Here is a 16,482-nt window from a genome sequence, read left to right as displayed (position 1 = left end):
TAAATAAAAGAACGGCCAAAATAATATAAACGTCAAACATGTGGTCGGTGAAAAAAGAAAAAATAGCCGCTCCGATAAGAATATAGACCAGCCAGGAGTGGAATTGCTTAAGAAAAATAAAAACCGGATGAATGGCTTTTTTTTCCGGTATTTCGTTAAAGCCGAATTTTTCCAAACGGCTTTTCGCTTCGTCCGAAGACAGCCCGCCGAGATGAGAAGAAAATTCTTTCAGGATTTTGTCGCCGGATTTTGAATGGTATAGATTATTTTCCATAGGGTCTTAAAAGGGCTTTGACAGCCAATAATTTATTAACAAAAATGCCTTTATCTATGCCGCCTAAAATAAGTTAGAAATTTTTCCGTGTCCGGATAAATTCCAATTTTGGCGATAGTATCATATCCTTATTTTTTGCTTATTTTTATTATAACAAAAAAATGCCGTTTGGGCGACATCCGGCTGTTCACGGCTTTTGGATTGTGAACGATACCTGAAATTGTTTTGGAAAAAACAGCTTACCGATAAAAGAAAAGTAATTTAACCGGAATTTTTTTTTTCGCTATTTATCAGGCCTGTGATGCCGATAATAAACATTATCAGCCCCAGCAGTTGTCCGCCGGGACTGTCATCAAACTCACCGTATACAAACATAAACGCGCCGAACAATATCGCGAAAACAAAATATATCATTTTTCTATGATATTTGTTCATAGTTTAATAGCGGGATCGCAGTTTCTTAAAAAGGACTACGGCCCAATCTCAAATTAAACAGTCAAAGTCCCCTGACCCCGCCGGCGGGACGGGGCTGGCAAGAGACTGCGACACATTTTTTTGCGGGGTTTACTGCGGGGTTAATGAATAAACTACCGTTGGCTTCCTAAAATTTTTTCAGCTGGCGAAAGGCCGTTAAGGCATTTATGCGGAAAATAATTCCAAGCGTCATTAACAACTTCTAAAATTTTATTCAGCTCATCAATACCCCGGCCCTGATCAAATTTGGAAACTATTTCATGCAAGACGCCTTGATCCTGCTCATTATAAATCATCTCTTTTATTTCATCAAAACTCACACTTAAATCCATTGAATTAATCAGTTCATTGAGCTGATTTTCAATTTCGGCCCGCTTTTTAATTATTCCTTCTTTGTTTTTTGGTAATCGCATATTTTTATTTTATTAACTGCGTAATTAAAGCAATTATTTGATCTTTTTCTTTCGGGTCGCTTTCCGCAATCAAAAGCGCAAGCGCGGTTAAAGCGTTGTCATTGATTTTCTTTTCACCGTTCTCGCGATAAAGATAATTATCTTTATCCAAAAAATAAACAAATAAAAATGAGGCAATCCGCTTATTGCCGTCAGTAAAAGGATGGTCTTTGATAGCAAAATAAAGCAGATGCGCCGCTTTATCTTCAATGGTTTGATACAATTCTTTTTTGGCAAATGTCTGATAAAGGCCATTAACAATCCCCTCCAAACTTCTCTCTCGCTCCTGTCCGAACAAATCTCCAGTTTCTTTTTTCGCTATCAACTCTTTTTTAATTTCCGTGATTATGGCTAAACAATTTTCATATTTTAAAACAAATTTTGACTTTTGGCCCTTTCCGCTTTTTAACTTGCCTTTGTCGTATTGCTCAAGCAAGGATAAGGTTTTAGAATAATCTGCCAGTAAATTCAAAATTTCCGCTCCTTGCCCTTTTATCAATTCTTTTTTTGATTGCTTCTCTAAAAATGCGATTGTTTCTTGCAATTGTTTAAATTTATTTTTTGCTTCCAATAATCTTCTCTCGTTCAGGGCATAACCCTGCAGTAAATATTTTTTCAATACCGATGTAGCCCATATTCTAAACTGGGTGGCTCTTTGCGAATTAACGCGATAGCCAACAGAAATAATCATATCAAGATTATAGAGGTTCATTTTGCGGATTTTGCCGTCCGCGGCAACCTGTTCCATTTTGGAACAGGTTGATTTTTCGTCCAGTTCTCCGGTTTTGCAGATATTATTGATATGCTTAACTATTGCCGGTCGCTTAACGTCAAAAATCAAGGCCATTTGATGCGCGTCAAGCCAAATGCTTTCATCTTCCAAACGCACTTTCAACTCAACCTCGCCTTTGGCCGGCTTATAAATTATTATTTCGCCTTTATTAAATTTTTCCTGCTTGCCCGCCGTAGCCTTGGCGAAGGCGGATTTTTTCTTTGGCATATCTTCCATTCTACCAAAAAATCGCCAGTTTGGCGATTTTTAAGTCAAAGTCCCCTGATCCCGCCGGCGGGACGGGGCTGGCAAGAGACTGCGACTGAACAAAACCCGCCACCCGCCTGGCGGGTTTATTACATTTATTTTAGGCGGTAAACCACGCCCCGGCCGGTAGAGCCGACTTGCTCAACCTTGCCCTCTTTTTCTAACTCGTCCATATAGCGGATAACGGAGCGGTCGGAAATCCCAAGCGCCTCGCGGATGTCGGAGTTTGAAAGCGAACCGCGCTCTTTAAGAAGCGCCTCCGTCTTTTCTTTGTTTTCCCGCTTTTTCGCATCCTGCCCGATAGCCGCGGCGCAGATACCGACGGCCGCTTCCCGGCCCTTGCGCGTCAAGAGCAAAATAATAATTGCTATTCCAATTATGATTAAAATTGTTTGGCTTGCCATAAGGTTAGTTAATTTTTATAACCGGTTATTAGCAAGACCGTAGTCTCTTAAAAAGGACTGCGATCCGGCCTTGAACCAAGCAGTCAAAGTCCCCTGACCCCGCTGGCTAGCGGGGCTGACAAGAGACTGCGACTGAACAAAAAATATGTTTAGTCATGGTTTTACTGTTCATCAAATATTTTAATCAATGGTTCTTCCCAGCCGAAACAGGTTTTTTGGCCGCAGAGTTTTTTAAACGCTTTGATGCATTTAAGATCAAGTTTGGCGTATTCTTTAAGCATTAAAACAACTTCTTCCATAAATCCGCCAACCGTGCCGTTAGAATCATCAACTCCGCCCGCGCATAATTTTTTATCAAGCCGTAAAAGCATATCAACCAATAATTTGGCTGTTTGTTCGCTAATTGGCAAATCCGACACTAATTTTGATAACCGAGCGCAACCTTCATCCAAAGAATTTTGATAAGCAAACCAAATCCGAGAAGGCCCGTTATACGCTTTTATGTATCTCATCGCTAAAGTAATGGCTTTTTTAGTTTCAACTATTTCCTCCTTACTTAACTCTCCCAATTTACCACTACAGACTGGACTTGATACCAATTCTTTATCCTCTTGGCTTAATTTTTTGCCGTCTAAACAAGCGTAAATTGATACGGCCGCCATATGCTTGCAAAGAGTGTCTCGCTGGCCAAGATAACAATTACAATCGCCTTGGCCATAGTGTCTGCCGGAAATAAAAACATCATAAAAATTACCTCCGCTTCCTTTAACTTTCGCCAAATAACCGGCCATCCCGTTATGTTGAAAATTTTTCACTCCGCCCGATTCATAAATCGCCGCCGCTTTCTCAAAAGTCGGCTGATCCGTGGCGTATTTTATTTTGTCTAAGTTATATGCTGGTCTCATAAATTTATCCCAAAATAATCCGCTCAACTTTGACTTTGGCTTTTTGCAGGTTATTATTTGCTTCATCTTTTAATTTCTGGGCTTGGAAGTAGTAGAAATTTATTTTTTCCACGATTTTATTTTGAATTGATAAAGGAGGCATTGGAATATCAAAGTTTTCAATCGTGCCAATAGTAATATTGCCCTGTATGGCGCCAATCTTTTCTCGTTTGGTTAATAGCTTATTCAATTTGTTGTTAAGCCAGATAGAAATAAACTCTTTATTTATTTCATCATTCAAACAAAACTTAATCATAAACGAGCCGAAAGCAAAGCCATCTGCCTCTTTTGGCACAACCGACACTATGCCAACAGTTCCGCTTCGGGATATGAGCAAATCGCCGGCTTTAACAAAAGCGTTGCCTAATTCTTTGCGGAAGTTTTCCGGCAAATGAACCACATCCGACAAATCAACATAATTCGGCTTTAGATTTAGAATGCGAAGCAGAGGAATTCCGTTATCTACATAAGCGTTTGAGGTAGAAGCGCCATAATGGATTTTAGTAATAAAATCTTTGAGCTTTTTAGTTCTGTGTTTGCTTTGCCTTATTATTTGCTCAATATTTTCTAAAAACGGTTGCCAGTATTCAGCGTCAACCCGATTATTCTCAACCTTACCACTCATTACTTCAAAGCACATTTTTTTACCCGCCGAAGCCTTGGCGAAGGCGGGAATGCCGAGCTGATCTAAAACATAAGTATCAATGGACTCAAGCAACCTCGCGGCCTCGGCTTCTTTTTCCTTTTTCTCCTGATACGCTTTTGCCATTATCTCCACGATTTTGTTTTGGATTGAGAGAGGCGGGAGTGGAATCTTAATACTGCCGACTTCTTCAAGATTTATATTTGCCCTCGCAACAGGTCTTTTGATTTTATTTAATTGATTTTGCCCGACTGTTGAAAGTAAGTATTCTTTTACATATTCGGGATTAATACCTTTATTTACTCTAACCATGGCAATAGCCTGATTTATATTTGCTTCTCTGTCATAATCATATAAAGAAACTTGACCGATTGTAGCACCTACAATGGCTATAAGCACGTCTCCTTTTTTAAGCTGAGATGATTTAAGTTTCTTTTGGTGAATATCCTCTTTGATATAAAGCAAATCATCAAAATTTATATTCTTGTCCGCATTAATATCACCACTACGAATAAAAGGAATTCCTTCTTCTTTGTTAGTATAGGCATCTCCGCCAGATAAGGGGGTAGCGCCACTGGAAATCTTTTCTGCTATATCTTTAAGTGTTTTTACTTGGTATTTGCCATCAATAAATGCCTTTTCCAATATTTTAAATTCTGGACGATAAAATGACGGATCAATTCTTCCCTCAATTTCGCTACTCCAAACAGTAAAAATTTGCGGCTTGTCCGCCGTAGCTGTTGTGGAGGTGGAACTTAATTGTTGAGTTTTAGTTTGATTATTCATCTTTATAAAATAATTTTTTACAAATAATAGGTTTAATTTTTTTAGACCACTTTATAATTTCTTCATTATATCTTAAATCTATATTTCCAAAATTCGTAGCCCTTTCTATATTTATTTTAATAAAAGAGTTTGCACCCTCCATCTCAAAAATCGCCCTTAAAATCTTGTCACTTTTTTCCTTGCCCGCTTTTTTAAAAATTAAGTCAAGATTTTGATAATATGGCTCTGTTATAAAAAAATTTAAAACGAAACCATGATCATTATTTTCGCTATTAGTTAAAAAATTAATATTATTATCAATTATTCGGCAATTATATATATTTGTAGTTTGAATTATGTTTACTCCCTCAAGTTCACTTTTATTGTTTTCTATCCAGAAAAATACAATCGTTATAATAACTATGCACAATGTTATTACCAACTCTTTATGTTTAGATGCAATAAACCAAGCTAATGATAATAATAAAAGGGGCGATAAAAATTTTATTAAATCAAAATTATATTTTAAAATTCCAATGTTGTAACTATTCCACTGCAAAATAAAAAATATTAGGCTGATATAAATTAAAAACCATATAGAAAAAATTTTAATATTTTTTTGATTAAATTTATTCTTGTGTTTTTTAAAAAAATTTTTTAAACCAAATAAAAATTTTAATTTCATAATTTTTCTCCATTTTCATACCCCCTTGCAAATGGCAAATGGGAATTGCGTCTCATCCACGATACACTAAATTATTTATGTCTCATATTTTTGCATTTATGAGATATTAAACTTGCTTCTAATTGCTTCTAATACTCTTAACCATTTCTATCCTTCAAAAATCCTTTATTTTAGCCAAAAAATTGGATTGCCTGTAATTGCCTGCAAAAGCTGGCAATTTCTATAAATTTATTATAACCATAAAAATCCTTTATTTTAGCCAAAAAATTGGATTGCCTGTAATTGCCTGCAAAAGCTGGCAATTTTTAGAAAGCGGAAACATAATATCTATTTATTGATTCACCTTGTCTTTTTATTAAACCCATTTCTTCCATTTTATTTAAATAATAATTTATCGCCCTTCTGGAAACACTTTCAAGTAAATCATCACAATCTTTGACATTTACTTTCTTATTCTCAACCAGATACTCCCAAATTTTAATTTGTCTCTCATTTAGCTTGCTTAATTTTTGTCCGAGCAAAATAACTTTAAAACTATTTGATGTATTTTTAAATATAGGAGGAAGTAAATTCCATTTTTGCATTTCATTAAAAACAATATCAATGCCGCGGCCATATTCTTCTAAATAATCAAGTTCTTTTAGACGAGCCGCGATTATTTCATTTCGACTAACTTGCGCGTCTTTAATATTCTCTATGGTAACCCCGGGAGGTAAACAACCGGGATTAAAAACTTCTATCCTGTCAGCGAAAATATTTATTTGGGTATAAGTTTCTGTGATCTTGTAATCTCTATGAATCACCGCATTAGCCACCACTTCTCTGATTGCTTTTTCCGGGTATTCATAACGTTCAATTCGTTTAGTGCCGACTATTTCCGCGCCTTTCCTAATATTTCTTAAAACAAATTTCTGCATATCATCTATTTGATCATCAAGCGTGCCATTAATATCCATACTGTCTATTATGTCGGTGGCTACATTTGAACCCTGATATTTTACACATCTAATAATATACCTGCTAAACTGTTGTTTATTTTGAGGTTTCTCTTTGGCAAAAATTAAAAAACCGGCGAGGGTTGGTTTTGGCGAATTACCAAAACTATCAGCAATACCCAGATTTTTTAGCAATTCAAAATTAATTTCCTCTATTGAGCTTCGTCTTTTTGTTCTTTCGCCACTCTTTATTAAGAGTTCCAATATTTTCTCTTTTGATAAATCTTCAAGCGAAGTTTCTTCCGCTACAGTAATATCAAATTTAAACTTTTTGGAATTATCAATTAAACTTCTCATTTCATCATCTGTCATTTTTCTGTCAGTATTTCCGTCTCTGATGTATGCACCATTCGGCATGCCAGCCGGCTTATAATAACAGGGTTTAAACTGATCAGGGCACTCTGGTATAAAAACCGCTAAAATTGTTTTGCTTTCAATTTCAAGAATATGATAATTGGGACGAATAATGAAACTCATTTCGTTGTTTACCAAATCGCCAATTTTTTCTTGTAAGCTATCTAATATGTCCGTCCCTATTATCTTTATTTCGCGCTTTTCTTTATCTTCTATAATTCCAAAAACAATAATCCCACCGCCAGGCCTGTGGGAAAAAGCTGATATCGATTTCCAGGTGCTTTTTGGCAAACCGCCACGGGCGTCTTTAAATTCAACGCTGTTAGTTTCGGTTTTGTGTTTAATTGCTTCTTCAATTAGTTTTTGAATTTCTTGTTTATCCATATTTAAAGATTATTTTTACCCCAAATTAAATGTAATTTAACGGGGTAAACTTTTAAATTTTTTAAATTCCTCGCAAATTTTATCAAGATCATTCTTTGCGTCTTTGCGGCCAGTGGCGTCATAACCGATATGTTCGGCAATGGCCATAAAGATCGGATACTTGCCAAGTTTTTCGTTTTCTTCTTTTTTGCGGACAAAAACCAAAGACGACTTAACACCGGCGCCAAAATGAGTAAAAGCAAATTGAGGCAAACTAACCACTGCCAGAATTTGCGTTTTCTCCATTAAATAATCACGAACATACTGCAGACTGGAATTGGTTAAAATACCGTCTGGTAATACAATGGCCATTTGACCGACGCCAAGCTTAAGAAAATTAACACATCTTTCAATAAATAACACCTCTGTTTTTTGATTCTTCATATTTCTTTCTTTACCGTCTTTATTTATTTTTTTGCCAAAGAAAAACTTTTCTAAATATGGGTGCTCGCTGGCTTTAACATTAGCGCCAAAGGGAGGATTGGTAACGATGATATCAAAACGGTTATTATCAAAGCCGGGATTTTTGCGGTTCATCTTATCAATATCTTCCAAAGCGTCAAAACCGATAACATTGGTGTGGCCGTCGTCATGAATAATCATATTCATTTTGGCTACCCGAGCGATTGAGTCGTTGATTTCAATGCCGAACAGATTATTAGCCGCGAAATTATGCCAATAGCGATATTTCTCGGCTTCATCACTGCCAAAATATTCCTCGGCATCATTTCTAACTTTATCTAAAGCATGCAAAAGGAATCCGCCAGAACCGCAAGCTGGGTCCAAAACCAAATCATCATTTTTAATATCCATCATCTTAATGGCAAAATTGACGATTTCTCTTGGAGTAAAGTATTGGCCGCTTTTGCCTTTAAAGAAGTCTTCCATAAACTGCTCAAAAGCAACGCCTTTGGTATCCAGATCAGTTTTATTTAATGAAAGCGATTGTAAATGTTCAACTACCGTGTAAAGCTCTTCCGGGTCTACTTTCAAACTCTCTTTAAAAACTTCCGGGTCTTTTTCTTTGGCTTCCTGATAAATACCGTCAATTCTCTGGAACACGCTTTCGGCCGGCTCATGAGTCTTAATTTGAAAATCATAATATTCACCGTCTTTGCGGCCTTTCTTTTCATCCCGAATTTTTACAAAGATAATTTTAGCCAGCTCGTCAAAAGCGACCGTAGGATTTCTTTTGCCTCCGGCCCAAAGAGTATCGTGAGATTTTTTAAGCGCGCGAATTAATTCCTGTTTATCCAAAACCTTTAAATCCCAATTGGGATCGCCTTTTTTGTATCTGAATTCCTCAATTTTTCCGTAGGAAATTGGAATATCTGTAATGATAGCTTTCTCTGGCGTCTTGTCATTCCATTTTTCGGTTTCCAAAGCCCTGCGAGTATTACCGGCCACACAAATAGCAAATGGGGCTTTTAATATCCGGGCGTTGGCAATGGCCTGCTTGGTCGCTTGTTCAAACTCAGCGTCAGTAATACCGTCTTTTTTGCACTCAACCACAATATAAGGAATTTTTTGCTCGTCATCTTTATAGATTACAATATCAGCATATCTTTCAGGCGTTCGGTCAGGCATTTCCACTTCCAGCTCAATTCGCTTGGCCGGGTAATTGTATTTTTCAATCAGATCAAAATAATACTCGGCTCGGACTTTTTCCTCGGGGTCGGAAAAATTATACTTTTTACCTATAGCCAAGTATTTAATTTTTTTGTCACCCAGCGCAAAATATCCTTTGCTTTGGCCAAGCTTTAAATATTCCTCTGGCTCTGAAATAACTTTTTCTTTTTGTGGTTCGTAAATAGTACTCATAATTTTTATATTAATTTATGTTCTTTGAAGCTAAAATAATTATTTTTAGTGACAATAACATGATCAATGATATCAACGCCCAAAATTTTACCAACCTCAACCAATCGTTTGGTAATTACTAAATCGTCTTGTGATGGTTCGGGATCGCCTGACGGGTGATTATGAACGAATATAACCGAGGCGGCTTTATTTTTAATGGCTTCCGCGAATACTTCGCGCGGGTGAACAACACTCGCGTTTAGACTGCCGACCGAAACTTCTGCGATTGAGTAGTTTCTGCTGTTAAGAGCGATAATATAAAAATGCTCCTTGTGATAGTCTTTAAGTTTACTTTTTACCAGCCGATAAACTTTTTCTGGATCAGTAAGTTCTTTGTTTTTATAAGACGGGGTTTGGGTGGAAAGACGGCGGCTAATTTCAAAAACGGCTTTTATTTGCGCGGCCTTTGCCAAACCAATGCCTTTTACTGAAGAAAGTTCCTCAATACTTGCCTCGGATAATTTTTGTAGACTGCCGAATTGAGATAATAGCTTTTGGGCTGTAACCGCAATTGATTCGCCAGCAATGCCTCGACCTAAAATAAGTTGGAGTAATTCCTGCGCCGAAAGAGCTTGCTCGCCAAATTTAACTAACCGCTCGCGCGGACGCTCGTCTTTTGGTAAATCATGAATAGTAAATGATTTTGTCATATTTTTCTTCATTAAATCACCTTTCCCTCTAAACCCGCCACCCGCCTGGCGGGTTTCTCTGTCTGCAATAAAGGTTAAATCTGAATTTATGTTTTCATTTTAATAATTCCAATGATTAGAGCAAGAGAGTTCATTATTCTAATTTGGTTTTTCAATACTAAATCAGCCAATTTTTCTATATCGGGTGCTTCGGCCAAGCCCAATGCGTTCAATCTTCTTGAGTCGCAAAAATTTATCAAGCGCTTGTTTAACAGTGGGTCGAGCAATTTTAGTCTTCTTTATAATCTCGCCTGTTGTAGTCTCATCAACTTTTTGCAGATACTGCCAAACAGCGAGTTGCTTGGGAGATAAGATTTTATTTAAATCTTTATCTGATATTGAGTTGGTCTTTGTGTCATTAATTATTCGCTCAACTTCTTTCTCGGTAATATCAACGCCCGAAAGCCGCAATGATGCCGCGGCGCTTTCAATCAAGGTCTTTCTTTTCAGCACTTCCCAATATTTTTTATTAGTTGGTTTGTTTTTAGCCATAAACAATTAGATGTATTAACTATATCCAATTATAGCCAATTAGTAAATAGAAGTCAAATTCTGAATAACCAATATACCACGATCCATCGCCTTGATTTTCTAAAAGATAGACATAATACATAAAAATAATCAGCCCCGCAGAAGGCGCAAGCGCCTCGCGGGGCCACGCAAAATATCACTTTGGCTGCGCCACGCGATAACATAAAAACTCCAAGACTTTGCTTGGAGTTTTTATGTTATTTTTCGTGCTCCGGAGACAGCCTGCCTGCCGGCAGGCAGGGATTCGAAGGGGCGAAAGCCCCATTTCCCTAGAATTGACGGAAATTTTTGCTTAAAATATTTTATTTATAAAAATAATTAATTTTGTTTTAGGCGGTTTTACTTCACAGGTCTTTACCTGCCTACAAGAGCAAAATAAAATCGCCATCATGGCGATTTTATTTTGCTCCCGAGGCTGGATTCGAACCAGCGACATCCGCCTTAACAGGGCGGCGTTCTACCGCTGAACTACCCGGGAATTATTTTTATATAAAATTTTCTTTTTTTATTATCAAACCATACCAGACAGAAACTCCCCTTACCGAATCCGTTAACAGAAGAAGGCGGGACCGCTGCTTGCCCGCCGTAGTCCCGAGCTTGTCGAGGGACGAAGGCGGGAACTACTCCGGAAAAAATTTAAAACCCGGCTTCTTGGTCGGGTCTTTTTTCTCTAAAAATAAGCATCCCGGCCGTCAAGTTGGGTTATTATTGTTATTGTTATTATTATTCAGTTTTTTTGTTAAAAATTTCATATTATCCACAGTAATACCTATTCTAACAGAAATAATAGTTTCTGCCAAGCTTCCAATAAAAAAGTTGGTCCCGCGGTGCCCCAAGACCAACTAATTATCCAACCTATAGATAGTAATTATTCCTCTCTTTTTTACTCTTTTCCATTCCAGATCAGCTATAATTTCATATTTGACTCCTTTCGCGAAAAATATAACTTTTTTCGCCTTGCCCTTTGCTTCCCTTACTTTCGCTCCTCCGCTCTTAATCATGCCGTTAAGAACTCTTAAAGAAACTGGGACATCGGATAATGGTATTTCTCTCCGTTCTGCGCTTTGCCTTGCATGTTTTGTCCAACCTTCTGAATGCGGACTTAATATCGGGCAACCAGCTTTTTTCGCCCCTCTCCGGCGTTTTGAGTGCTCAAAAGCCCTTAGGTTTGACAAGCCCATTCTTCTCACCCCCTTAAATATGATATTGATAAAAAGAACCTATTAAATTTTTTATTTCCAATTCCAGTATAGCGCTTACCTTTAAATTTTTCAACCTTTCTAAATCATTGCCGATAACCAGCCTTAAAATTTTAATACTGTCATCGGAAATTCGCAGGGCGTCATCTTTCTTTTCTTTTAAGCATTCTTCGCCCGCCAAACCGCCTCGGCTTGGACTGAATAAATTTCTTCCCGGCGTAATTTTGTTATTGCAAATAACACAATTATATAACTCCGGCCCATAGCCCAGTTGCGCCAGTATTTTAAAAGTAAAAAAAGAAGTCAATAAATCACTGCTAATTTTTAATCCCCGGCTATCTAAGCTCTCTAAAAAATCTTTTAGCAGAAAAAAAATTTCTTTATCCGCTTCTTCCGGCTTTACAAATTTATTAAAAAAATTAACCGCTTTCCCGGCCGCGGCTAATTTAGCTAAATCATTTTTTATGTTAGCAAAGCAATTCTGGCTGTCGGCCGCGCCAATATAATCAAATTGCTTGCCTGCCACGACCATAACTTCGGTTAAATTAAGGGGCTCAAGATGGGCCGCCAGTTTTGATTTTATTTTTTTCGCGCCCCTAACCACTAAATCCAATTTCCCCTTATCTAAACTGTAAATAATTGTCCGGCTGTCATATTCGCGGAAATTCGTCCTGCCCAGAATTATGGCTTTGGTGCAATATGTTTCTTCCATAAGTTCAAGACGTTTAGATTGGTTACTTAGTTTAGATGAACTATTAATCCGAATGCTACTTTGCTTCTCTTCACGAACATTTTTATAATCCGAATGCCACGAATTATTATTCGGAGCATAATTCGCATGTGCCCTATTTGTAGCAGGGCTGCCGAAGGCAAAACAGGCATTCGGATTATGGCAGGAAAGCTTAAGTCCGTAGGCAGAATTCGGATTAAAGGATTATTGAATGGTCTAAGCCCCTAAAAAGTTAATTCTATTTCGCGGTATTTGCATTAATTTGCGAATTCGCATCATCTTTTGTCTAAATAATTTTGTAAAATTAACATTGCCGCTATTTCGTCCCTCCCCGCCTTTTCTTTTTTATTGCCGGCCAAAGCGTCAGCCGCCTTGGAAGACAATCTCTCATCAACCGTTTCCACCGGAATATCAAGTTTCTTTTTTAACAAAGCCAAAAAATCCAAAAATTCATTTTGCATTTTTAATTTTTCATTTTGCATTTTTAATGGTTTACCAACAACAACTACATTAACTCTTTCTTCTTTTATAATCTTAATGATTTCCTCAACATTGCCAACGGTTTTATATGGCGTAGCTATTTTAGTTTCATCATCGCCCAAAGCCAAACCAATCCTTTTTTCTCCCCAATCAACCCCCAAATATTTTTTTTCCGCTTCTGCCATAATTCTTAAATCTTAAATCATAATTCTTGAATTTATAATTCAGTAAGCACTAAGTGTCCATCCTCCGTCACCGCGACCGTGTGCTCAAAATGGGCGGAAAGGCTTCCGTCTGCGGTTAAAATCGTAAAATCGTCAGAGCCGGATTTAACTTTCCAGCCGCCGCAATTAACCATCGGCTCTATGGCGATTACCATCCCCGTTTTTAAAACCGCGTTTTCCGGGCTCTTTTCCGAAATTTCATAATTAGGCACCCGCGGCTCTTCGTGCACGTCATAGCCGACGCCATGCCCGACCAGGTCCCGCACCACGGCATATCCTCTGCTTTCGGCAAATTGCTGGACCGTCCGGCCGATATTATTTATGGTATTGCCGGGCTTTACTTTTTCTATGGCCAATCTCAAAGACTCTTTGGTTACAGCAATCAACTCCCGCGCCTCTTCGTCTATTTTTCCGACTCCAAAAGTAGCCGCCATATCCGTATAATAGCCATTTGTTCCTTTTTTGTAGGGGTATTCCATGCCCACATCAAGGCTGATTATGTCTCCATCCGCTAAAATTCTTGCCGGCAGGGCCGGAGCATGGACAATTTCATTATTGACAGAGGCGCATAGAGCGGTGGGAAACGGCTTATCGTCCAAAAGAGACTGGTAGCCTTTGAAAGAAGGCCGGCCGCCGGCCGCCTCAATTAAATCGCAGGCCATCTTTTCCAAATCAGCCGTGCTGGTTCCGGGCCTGGCTTCTTTGGAAATTTTTTCCAAAATTCCCGCCAAAATTTTCCCGCCCTCGCGCAATATTTTTATTTCTTCTTTGTTTTTAATTGTTATCATAATCCCTATCCTTGTATAAATTACAAAATTCCCAATTTGACGCGATAGAGCAAAAAACCGATATAAGCGAAATAAGAAACTAATAAAATCGCCCCTTCTATCCTGGCAATCCGATCGCTGGTGTGCAACAGAGTAACCAATATCAAGGCGAATAAAATCAAAAACAGCAAATCAAAATTTATCAGGCTAACGGGAACGATAATCGGCGAAATTATAGACACTACTCCCAAAATTATAAAAATATCAAAAATTGTCGCTCCGATAACATTACCCAGAGAAATTTCCGTCTTTCTCTTTATCAAAGCGGCTATGGAAGTAAACAACTCGGGAGAAGTCGTGCCCATGGTAACCAAAGTGATGCCGATAATGATTTCGCTCACGCCAAAATGTCTGGCAAAATAAACGCTGGAATTTACCAGAAATCTGGCTCCCAAAACAAGCAAAATCAACCCCAAAACCAAGAAGAAGAATTGCCTGGCAATTTCGGCGCGATCATCCCCGGAAGACAGAATCGCCTTTATTTTTTCAATTACTCCCCCTCCCTGGCCGGCGCTCCAGACCGCGTAATAAATAAAAAGAAAAGCCATGATCAATAAAATGGCTCCGTCCAGCGGCGACAAAAGGCCGTCCATGGCCAACAAATAAAGAATCACCGGCGCCAAAATCACAAAAGGAGATTCTTTTCTTAAAATTGAAGTTTTTATTTTTGTCGGCTGGATTAAGGTAATCATCCCCACTATCAGACCGATATTGGCCAAATTGGCGCCCAAAACATTGCCCAAAGACAAGCCGGCTTCATTCCTTACCGCTGACCAGATTCCCACTAACAATTCCGGGGAAGAAGTACCCAAAGTGACGACAGTTAAACCGATAATTAAAATAGGGACGCCGAATTTTTGCGATAAAAAAACGACCGCGTTGACCAAATAATGCGAACCCCAAAAAACAAAAGCCACGGCGAAAATAAAAAAAACTAAATTCAAAAACATAAAATATTTTCTTTAGAAATTCGGCTTGATTCCGCTCCCGGCGCGGGGAGAGGGCGATGGAGAGGAAGGACCGCTATTTTTCTGCCCGGCAAAACCGGAAGAATTACCGCCCAAGCCGAATCGGCGGGTAGCTGTTCCCTTTACTCCTCCGCCAGCCCGCCCCAATACTTTTTCCGCCCCTGATCTGGTTCTCGCGCCTTGGCCGCCAAAACTATATCTGGCTTCCCGAACTTCTTCCGCGGCTTGACCCGCCTCAAAGCTCCGCCTTGACTCCAAAATGTTTCTTCTTATATCCGCTTTGCTCGGTCCCTTCTTTTCGTCATCTCCGGAAATTTTACTTATAATACCGCTCCTTCTTCCCGGGTCATAACCCCTTTCTTTAAGCGCTTTGTCCATTTGCCTGGCGCTCAAACCGCTGCTGCCGGCGGTTTTGGCCAAGTCTCCTTTTTCCTTCACTCCGCCTTTAAAAATACTGCTTTTGGCTCCCTCTATCGCGCTTTTTCTAAAAATATTACCCATATATTTTAAGTAATTATTAATTATATTTATTATACCACACCCCCCTATAAAACCAAAAACCCCCTAAAGGGGGAACCATTATTCATTATTCATTATTCATTTTTTACATTCCTTCATATTCTCTCATCGTCAGCTGCGATTCAATCTGCTTAACGGTTTCAATAACAACCGCCACCACGATTAAAAGAGAAGTGCCGCCGATAGCCAAAGCCTGCATGCCGGTAAAATAACGCATAATCAAAGGCAGAATGGCGATAATGCCCAAAAACAAAGCCCCGACAAAAATAATTTTATGCGTAGTATTGGCTAAATATTCGCTGGTGTGGTTTCCCGGCCTGATGCCCGGAATAAAACCTCCCTGCTTTTGCAGGTTTTCCGCAATCTGGGTGGGATGAAAAATAACTTCTGTATAAAAATAGGTGAAGCCGAAAACCAAAATAAAATAAAGAATCCCGTAAAAAAGCTGATTCTGGAAAATTTCTATAATCCACTGGGCGAAACCGGCAACCCAGGCCGTGCGGGCATGAATGAAAAACTGAGCAATCATGGTCGGAAATATAACCAAAGAAATGGCAAAAATTATCGGGATCACGCCGGCCATATTAACCCGCAAAGGCAGGTGGGTGCTGGTTCCTCCATACATCCTGTTTCCCCTTACCTAGCGGGCGTATTGGACCGGAATATTTCTCTGGCCTTCATTAATAATAACCACGCCGATAACGGTGACCAGGGCGATGAAAGCAAACCCAATCAGAATAAATATTTGCGAGGGGTCAAAAGTAACAATTGTTTGCTGGACTATCCGAGGCAAATCAGCCACAATGCCGGCGAATATCAGCAGGGAAATGCCGTTGCCGATATTTTTCTCTGTTATCAGCTCTCCTATCCACATTAAAAATATGGTGCCGGCGGTTATGGTAATTATCATGGCGGATAGGTCAAAAGCGCTCACATCGCCTAAAATGCTGTAGGAAGAACGGCGCCAAATCGTAATCATGCCATAAGTCTGGGCGATAGCCAA

The 16,482-nt window shown here is 38.8% G+C and carries 18 protein-coding genes, 1 tRNA gene and 1 pseudogene; all 20 read right to left on the bottom strand.

Annotated features, from left to right (window positions below; translation table 11 throughout):
• The coding region (locus PHQ42_03575; protein ID MDD5071788.1) for a cation-transporting P-type ATPase at positions 1-274 on the bottom strand (274 nt) is incomplete at its 3' end.
• 261 nt (positions 275-535) lie between these two features.
• Complete coding sequence (locus PHQ42_03570) at positions 536-709, bottom strand: hypothetical protein (GenBank protein MDD5071787.1); 174 nt, start codon at positions 707-709, stop codon at positions 536-538.
• A 152-nt stretch (positions 710-861) separates the two neighbouring features.
• A complete protein-coding gene (locus PHQ42_03565; GenBank protein ID MDD5071786.1) occupies positions 862-1,161 on the bottom strand; it encodes a hypothetical protein in 300 nt (99 codons plus the stop codon).
• Positions 1,162-1,165: 4 nt separating this feature from the next.
• Complete coding sequence (locus PHQ42_03560; protein MDD5071785.1) at positions 1,166-2,200, bottom strand: virulence protein RhuM/Fic/DOC family protein; 1,035 nt, start codon at positions 2,198-2,200, stop codon at positions 1,166-1,168.
• Between the two features lie 134 nt (positions 2,201-2,334).
• Positions 2,335-2,643: a winged helix-turn-helix transcriptional regulator gene (locus tag PHQ42_03555; protein ID MDD5071784.1), complete on the bottom strand. Its 309-nt coding sequence runs from the start codon at positions 2,641-2,643 to the stop codon at positions 2,335-2,337.
• Between the two features lie 161 nt (positions 2,644-2,804).
• Positions 2,805-3,548, bottom strand: a complete 744-nt coding sequence (locus PHQ42_03550) for a hypothetical protein (GenBank protein ID MDD5071783.1) — start codon at positions 3,546-3,548, stop codon at positions 2,805-2,807.
• Between the two features lie 4 nt (positions 3,549-3,552).
• A complete protein-coding gene (locus PHQ42_03545) occupies positions 3,553-5,016 on the bottom strand; it encodes a restriction endonuclease subunit S (protein ID MDD5071782.1) in 1,464 nt (487 codons plus the stop codon).
• A complete protein-coding gene (locus tag PHQ42_03540; GenBank protein MDD5071781.1) occupies positions 5,009-5,680 on the bottom strand; it encodes a hypothetical protein in 672 nt (223 codons plus the stop codon). The genes PHQ42_03545 and PHQ42_03540 overlap by 8 nt, the downstream gene beginning before the upstream one ends.
• A gap of 305 nt (positions 5,681-5,985) precedes the next feature.
• Positions 5,986-7,413, bottom strand: a complete 1,428-nt coding sequence (locus PHQ42_03535; GenBank protein ID MDD5071780.1) for an ATP-binding protein — start codon at positions 7,411-7,413, stop codon at positions 5,986-5,988.
• 36 nt (positions 7,414-7,449) lie between these two features.
• On the bottom strand, positions 7,450-9,273 hold the full coding sequence (locus PHQ42_03530) for an N-6 DNA methylase (protein ID MDD5071779.1): 1,824 nt from the start codon (positions 9,271-9,273) through the stop codon (positions 7,450-7,452).
• A gap of 5 nt (positions 9,274-9,278) precedes the next feature.
• The gene (gene radC, locus PHQ42_03525) at positions 9,279-9,962 is read right to left on the bottom strand and encodes a DNA repair protein RadC (GenBank protein ID MDD5071778.1); all 684 of its coding nucleotides are present in this window, start codon (positions 9,960-9,962) and stop codon (positions 9,279-9,281) included.
• A gap of 162 nt (positions 9,963-10,124) precedes the next feature.
• Positions 10,125-10,493 carry a hypothetical protein gene (locus tag PHQ42_03520; protein ID MDD5071777.1) on the bottom strand — a complete coding sequence of 123 codons (369 nt, stop codon included), beginning with the start codon at positions 10,491-10,493 and terminating at the stop codon, positions 10,125-10,127.
• A gap of 445 nt (positions 10,494-10,938) precedes the next feature.
• Positions 10,939-11,010, bottom strand: a tRNA-Asn gene (locus tag PHQ42_03515).
• 364 nt (positions 11,011-11,374) lie between these two features.
• Positions 11,375-11,713 carry a hypothetical protein gene (locus tag PHQ42_03510; protein ID MDD5071776.1) on the bottom strand — a complete coding sequence of 113 codons (339 nt, stop codon included), beginning with the start codon at positions 11,711-11,713 and terminating at the stop codon, positions 11,375-11,377.
• A gap of 13 nt (positions 11,714-11,726) precedes the next feature.
• Positions 11,727-12,443: a DNA repair protein RecO gene (recO, locus tag PHQ42_03505; protein MDD5071775.1), complete on the bottom strand. Its 717-nt coding sequence runs from the start codon at positions 12,441-12,443 to the stop codon at positions 11,727-11,729.
• A 293-nt stretch (positions 12,444-12,736) separates the two neighbouring features.
• Positions 12,737-13,126, bottom strand: a complete 390-nt coding sequence (ruvX, locus tag PHQ42_03500; GenBank protein ID MDD5071774.1) for a Holliday junction resolvase RuvX — start codon at positions 13,124-13,126, stop codon at positions 12,737-12,739.
• 32 nt (positions 13,127-13,158) lie between these two features.
• A complete protein-coding gene (gene map / locus PHQ42_03495; GenBank protein ID MDD5071773.1) occupies positions 13,159-13,953 on the bottom strand; it encodes a type I methionyl aminopeptidase in 795 nt (264 codons plus the stop codon).
• A gap of 20 nt (positions 13,954-13,973) precedes the next feature.
• The gene (locus PHQ42_03490; protein MDD5071772.1) at positions 13,974-14,942 is read right to left on the bottom strand and encodes a calcium/sodium antiporter; all 969 of its coding nucleotides are present in this window, start codon (positions 14,940-14,942) and stop codon (positions 13,974-13,976) included.
• 12 nt (positions 14,943-14,954) lie between these two features.
• On the bottom strand, positions 14,955-15,461 hold the full coding sequence (locus tag PHQ42_03485) for a hypothetical protein (GenBank protein ID MDD5071771.1): 507 nt from the start codon (positions 15,459-15,461) through the stop codon (positions 14,955-14,957).
• A gap of 103 nt (positions 15,462-15,564) precedes the next feature.
• Positions 15,565-16,482 (bottom strand): annotated as a pseudogene (gene secY / locus PHQ42_03480) (preprotein translocase subunit SecY).

The sequence above is a fragment of the Patescibacteria group bacterium genome, assembly GCA_028711655.1.
GTDB lineage: Bacteria > Patescibacteriota > Patescibacteriia > Patescibacteriales > JAQTRU01 > JAQTRU01.
This window is presented reverse-complemented; position numbering and strand designations above follow the sequence as displayed.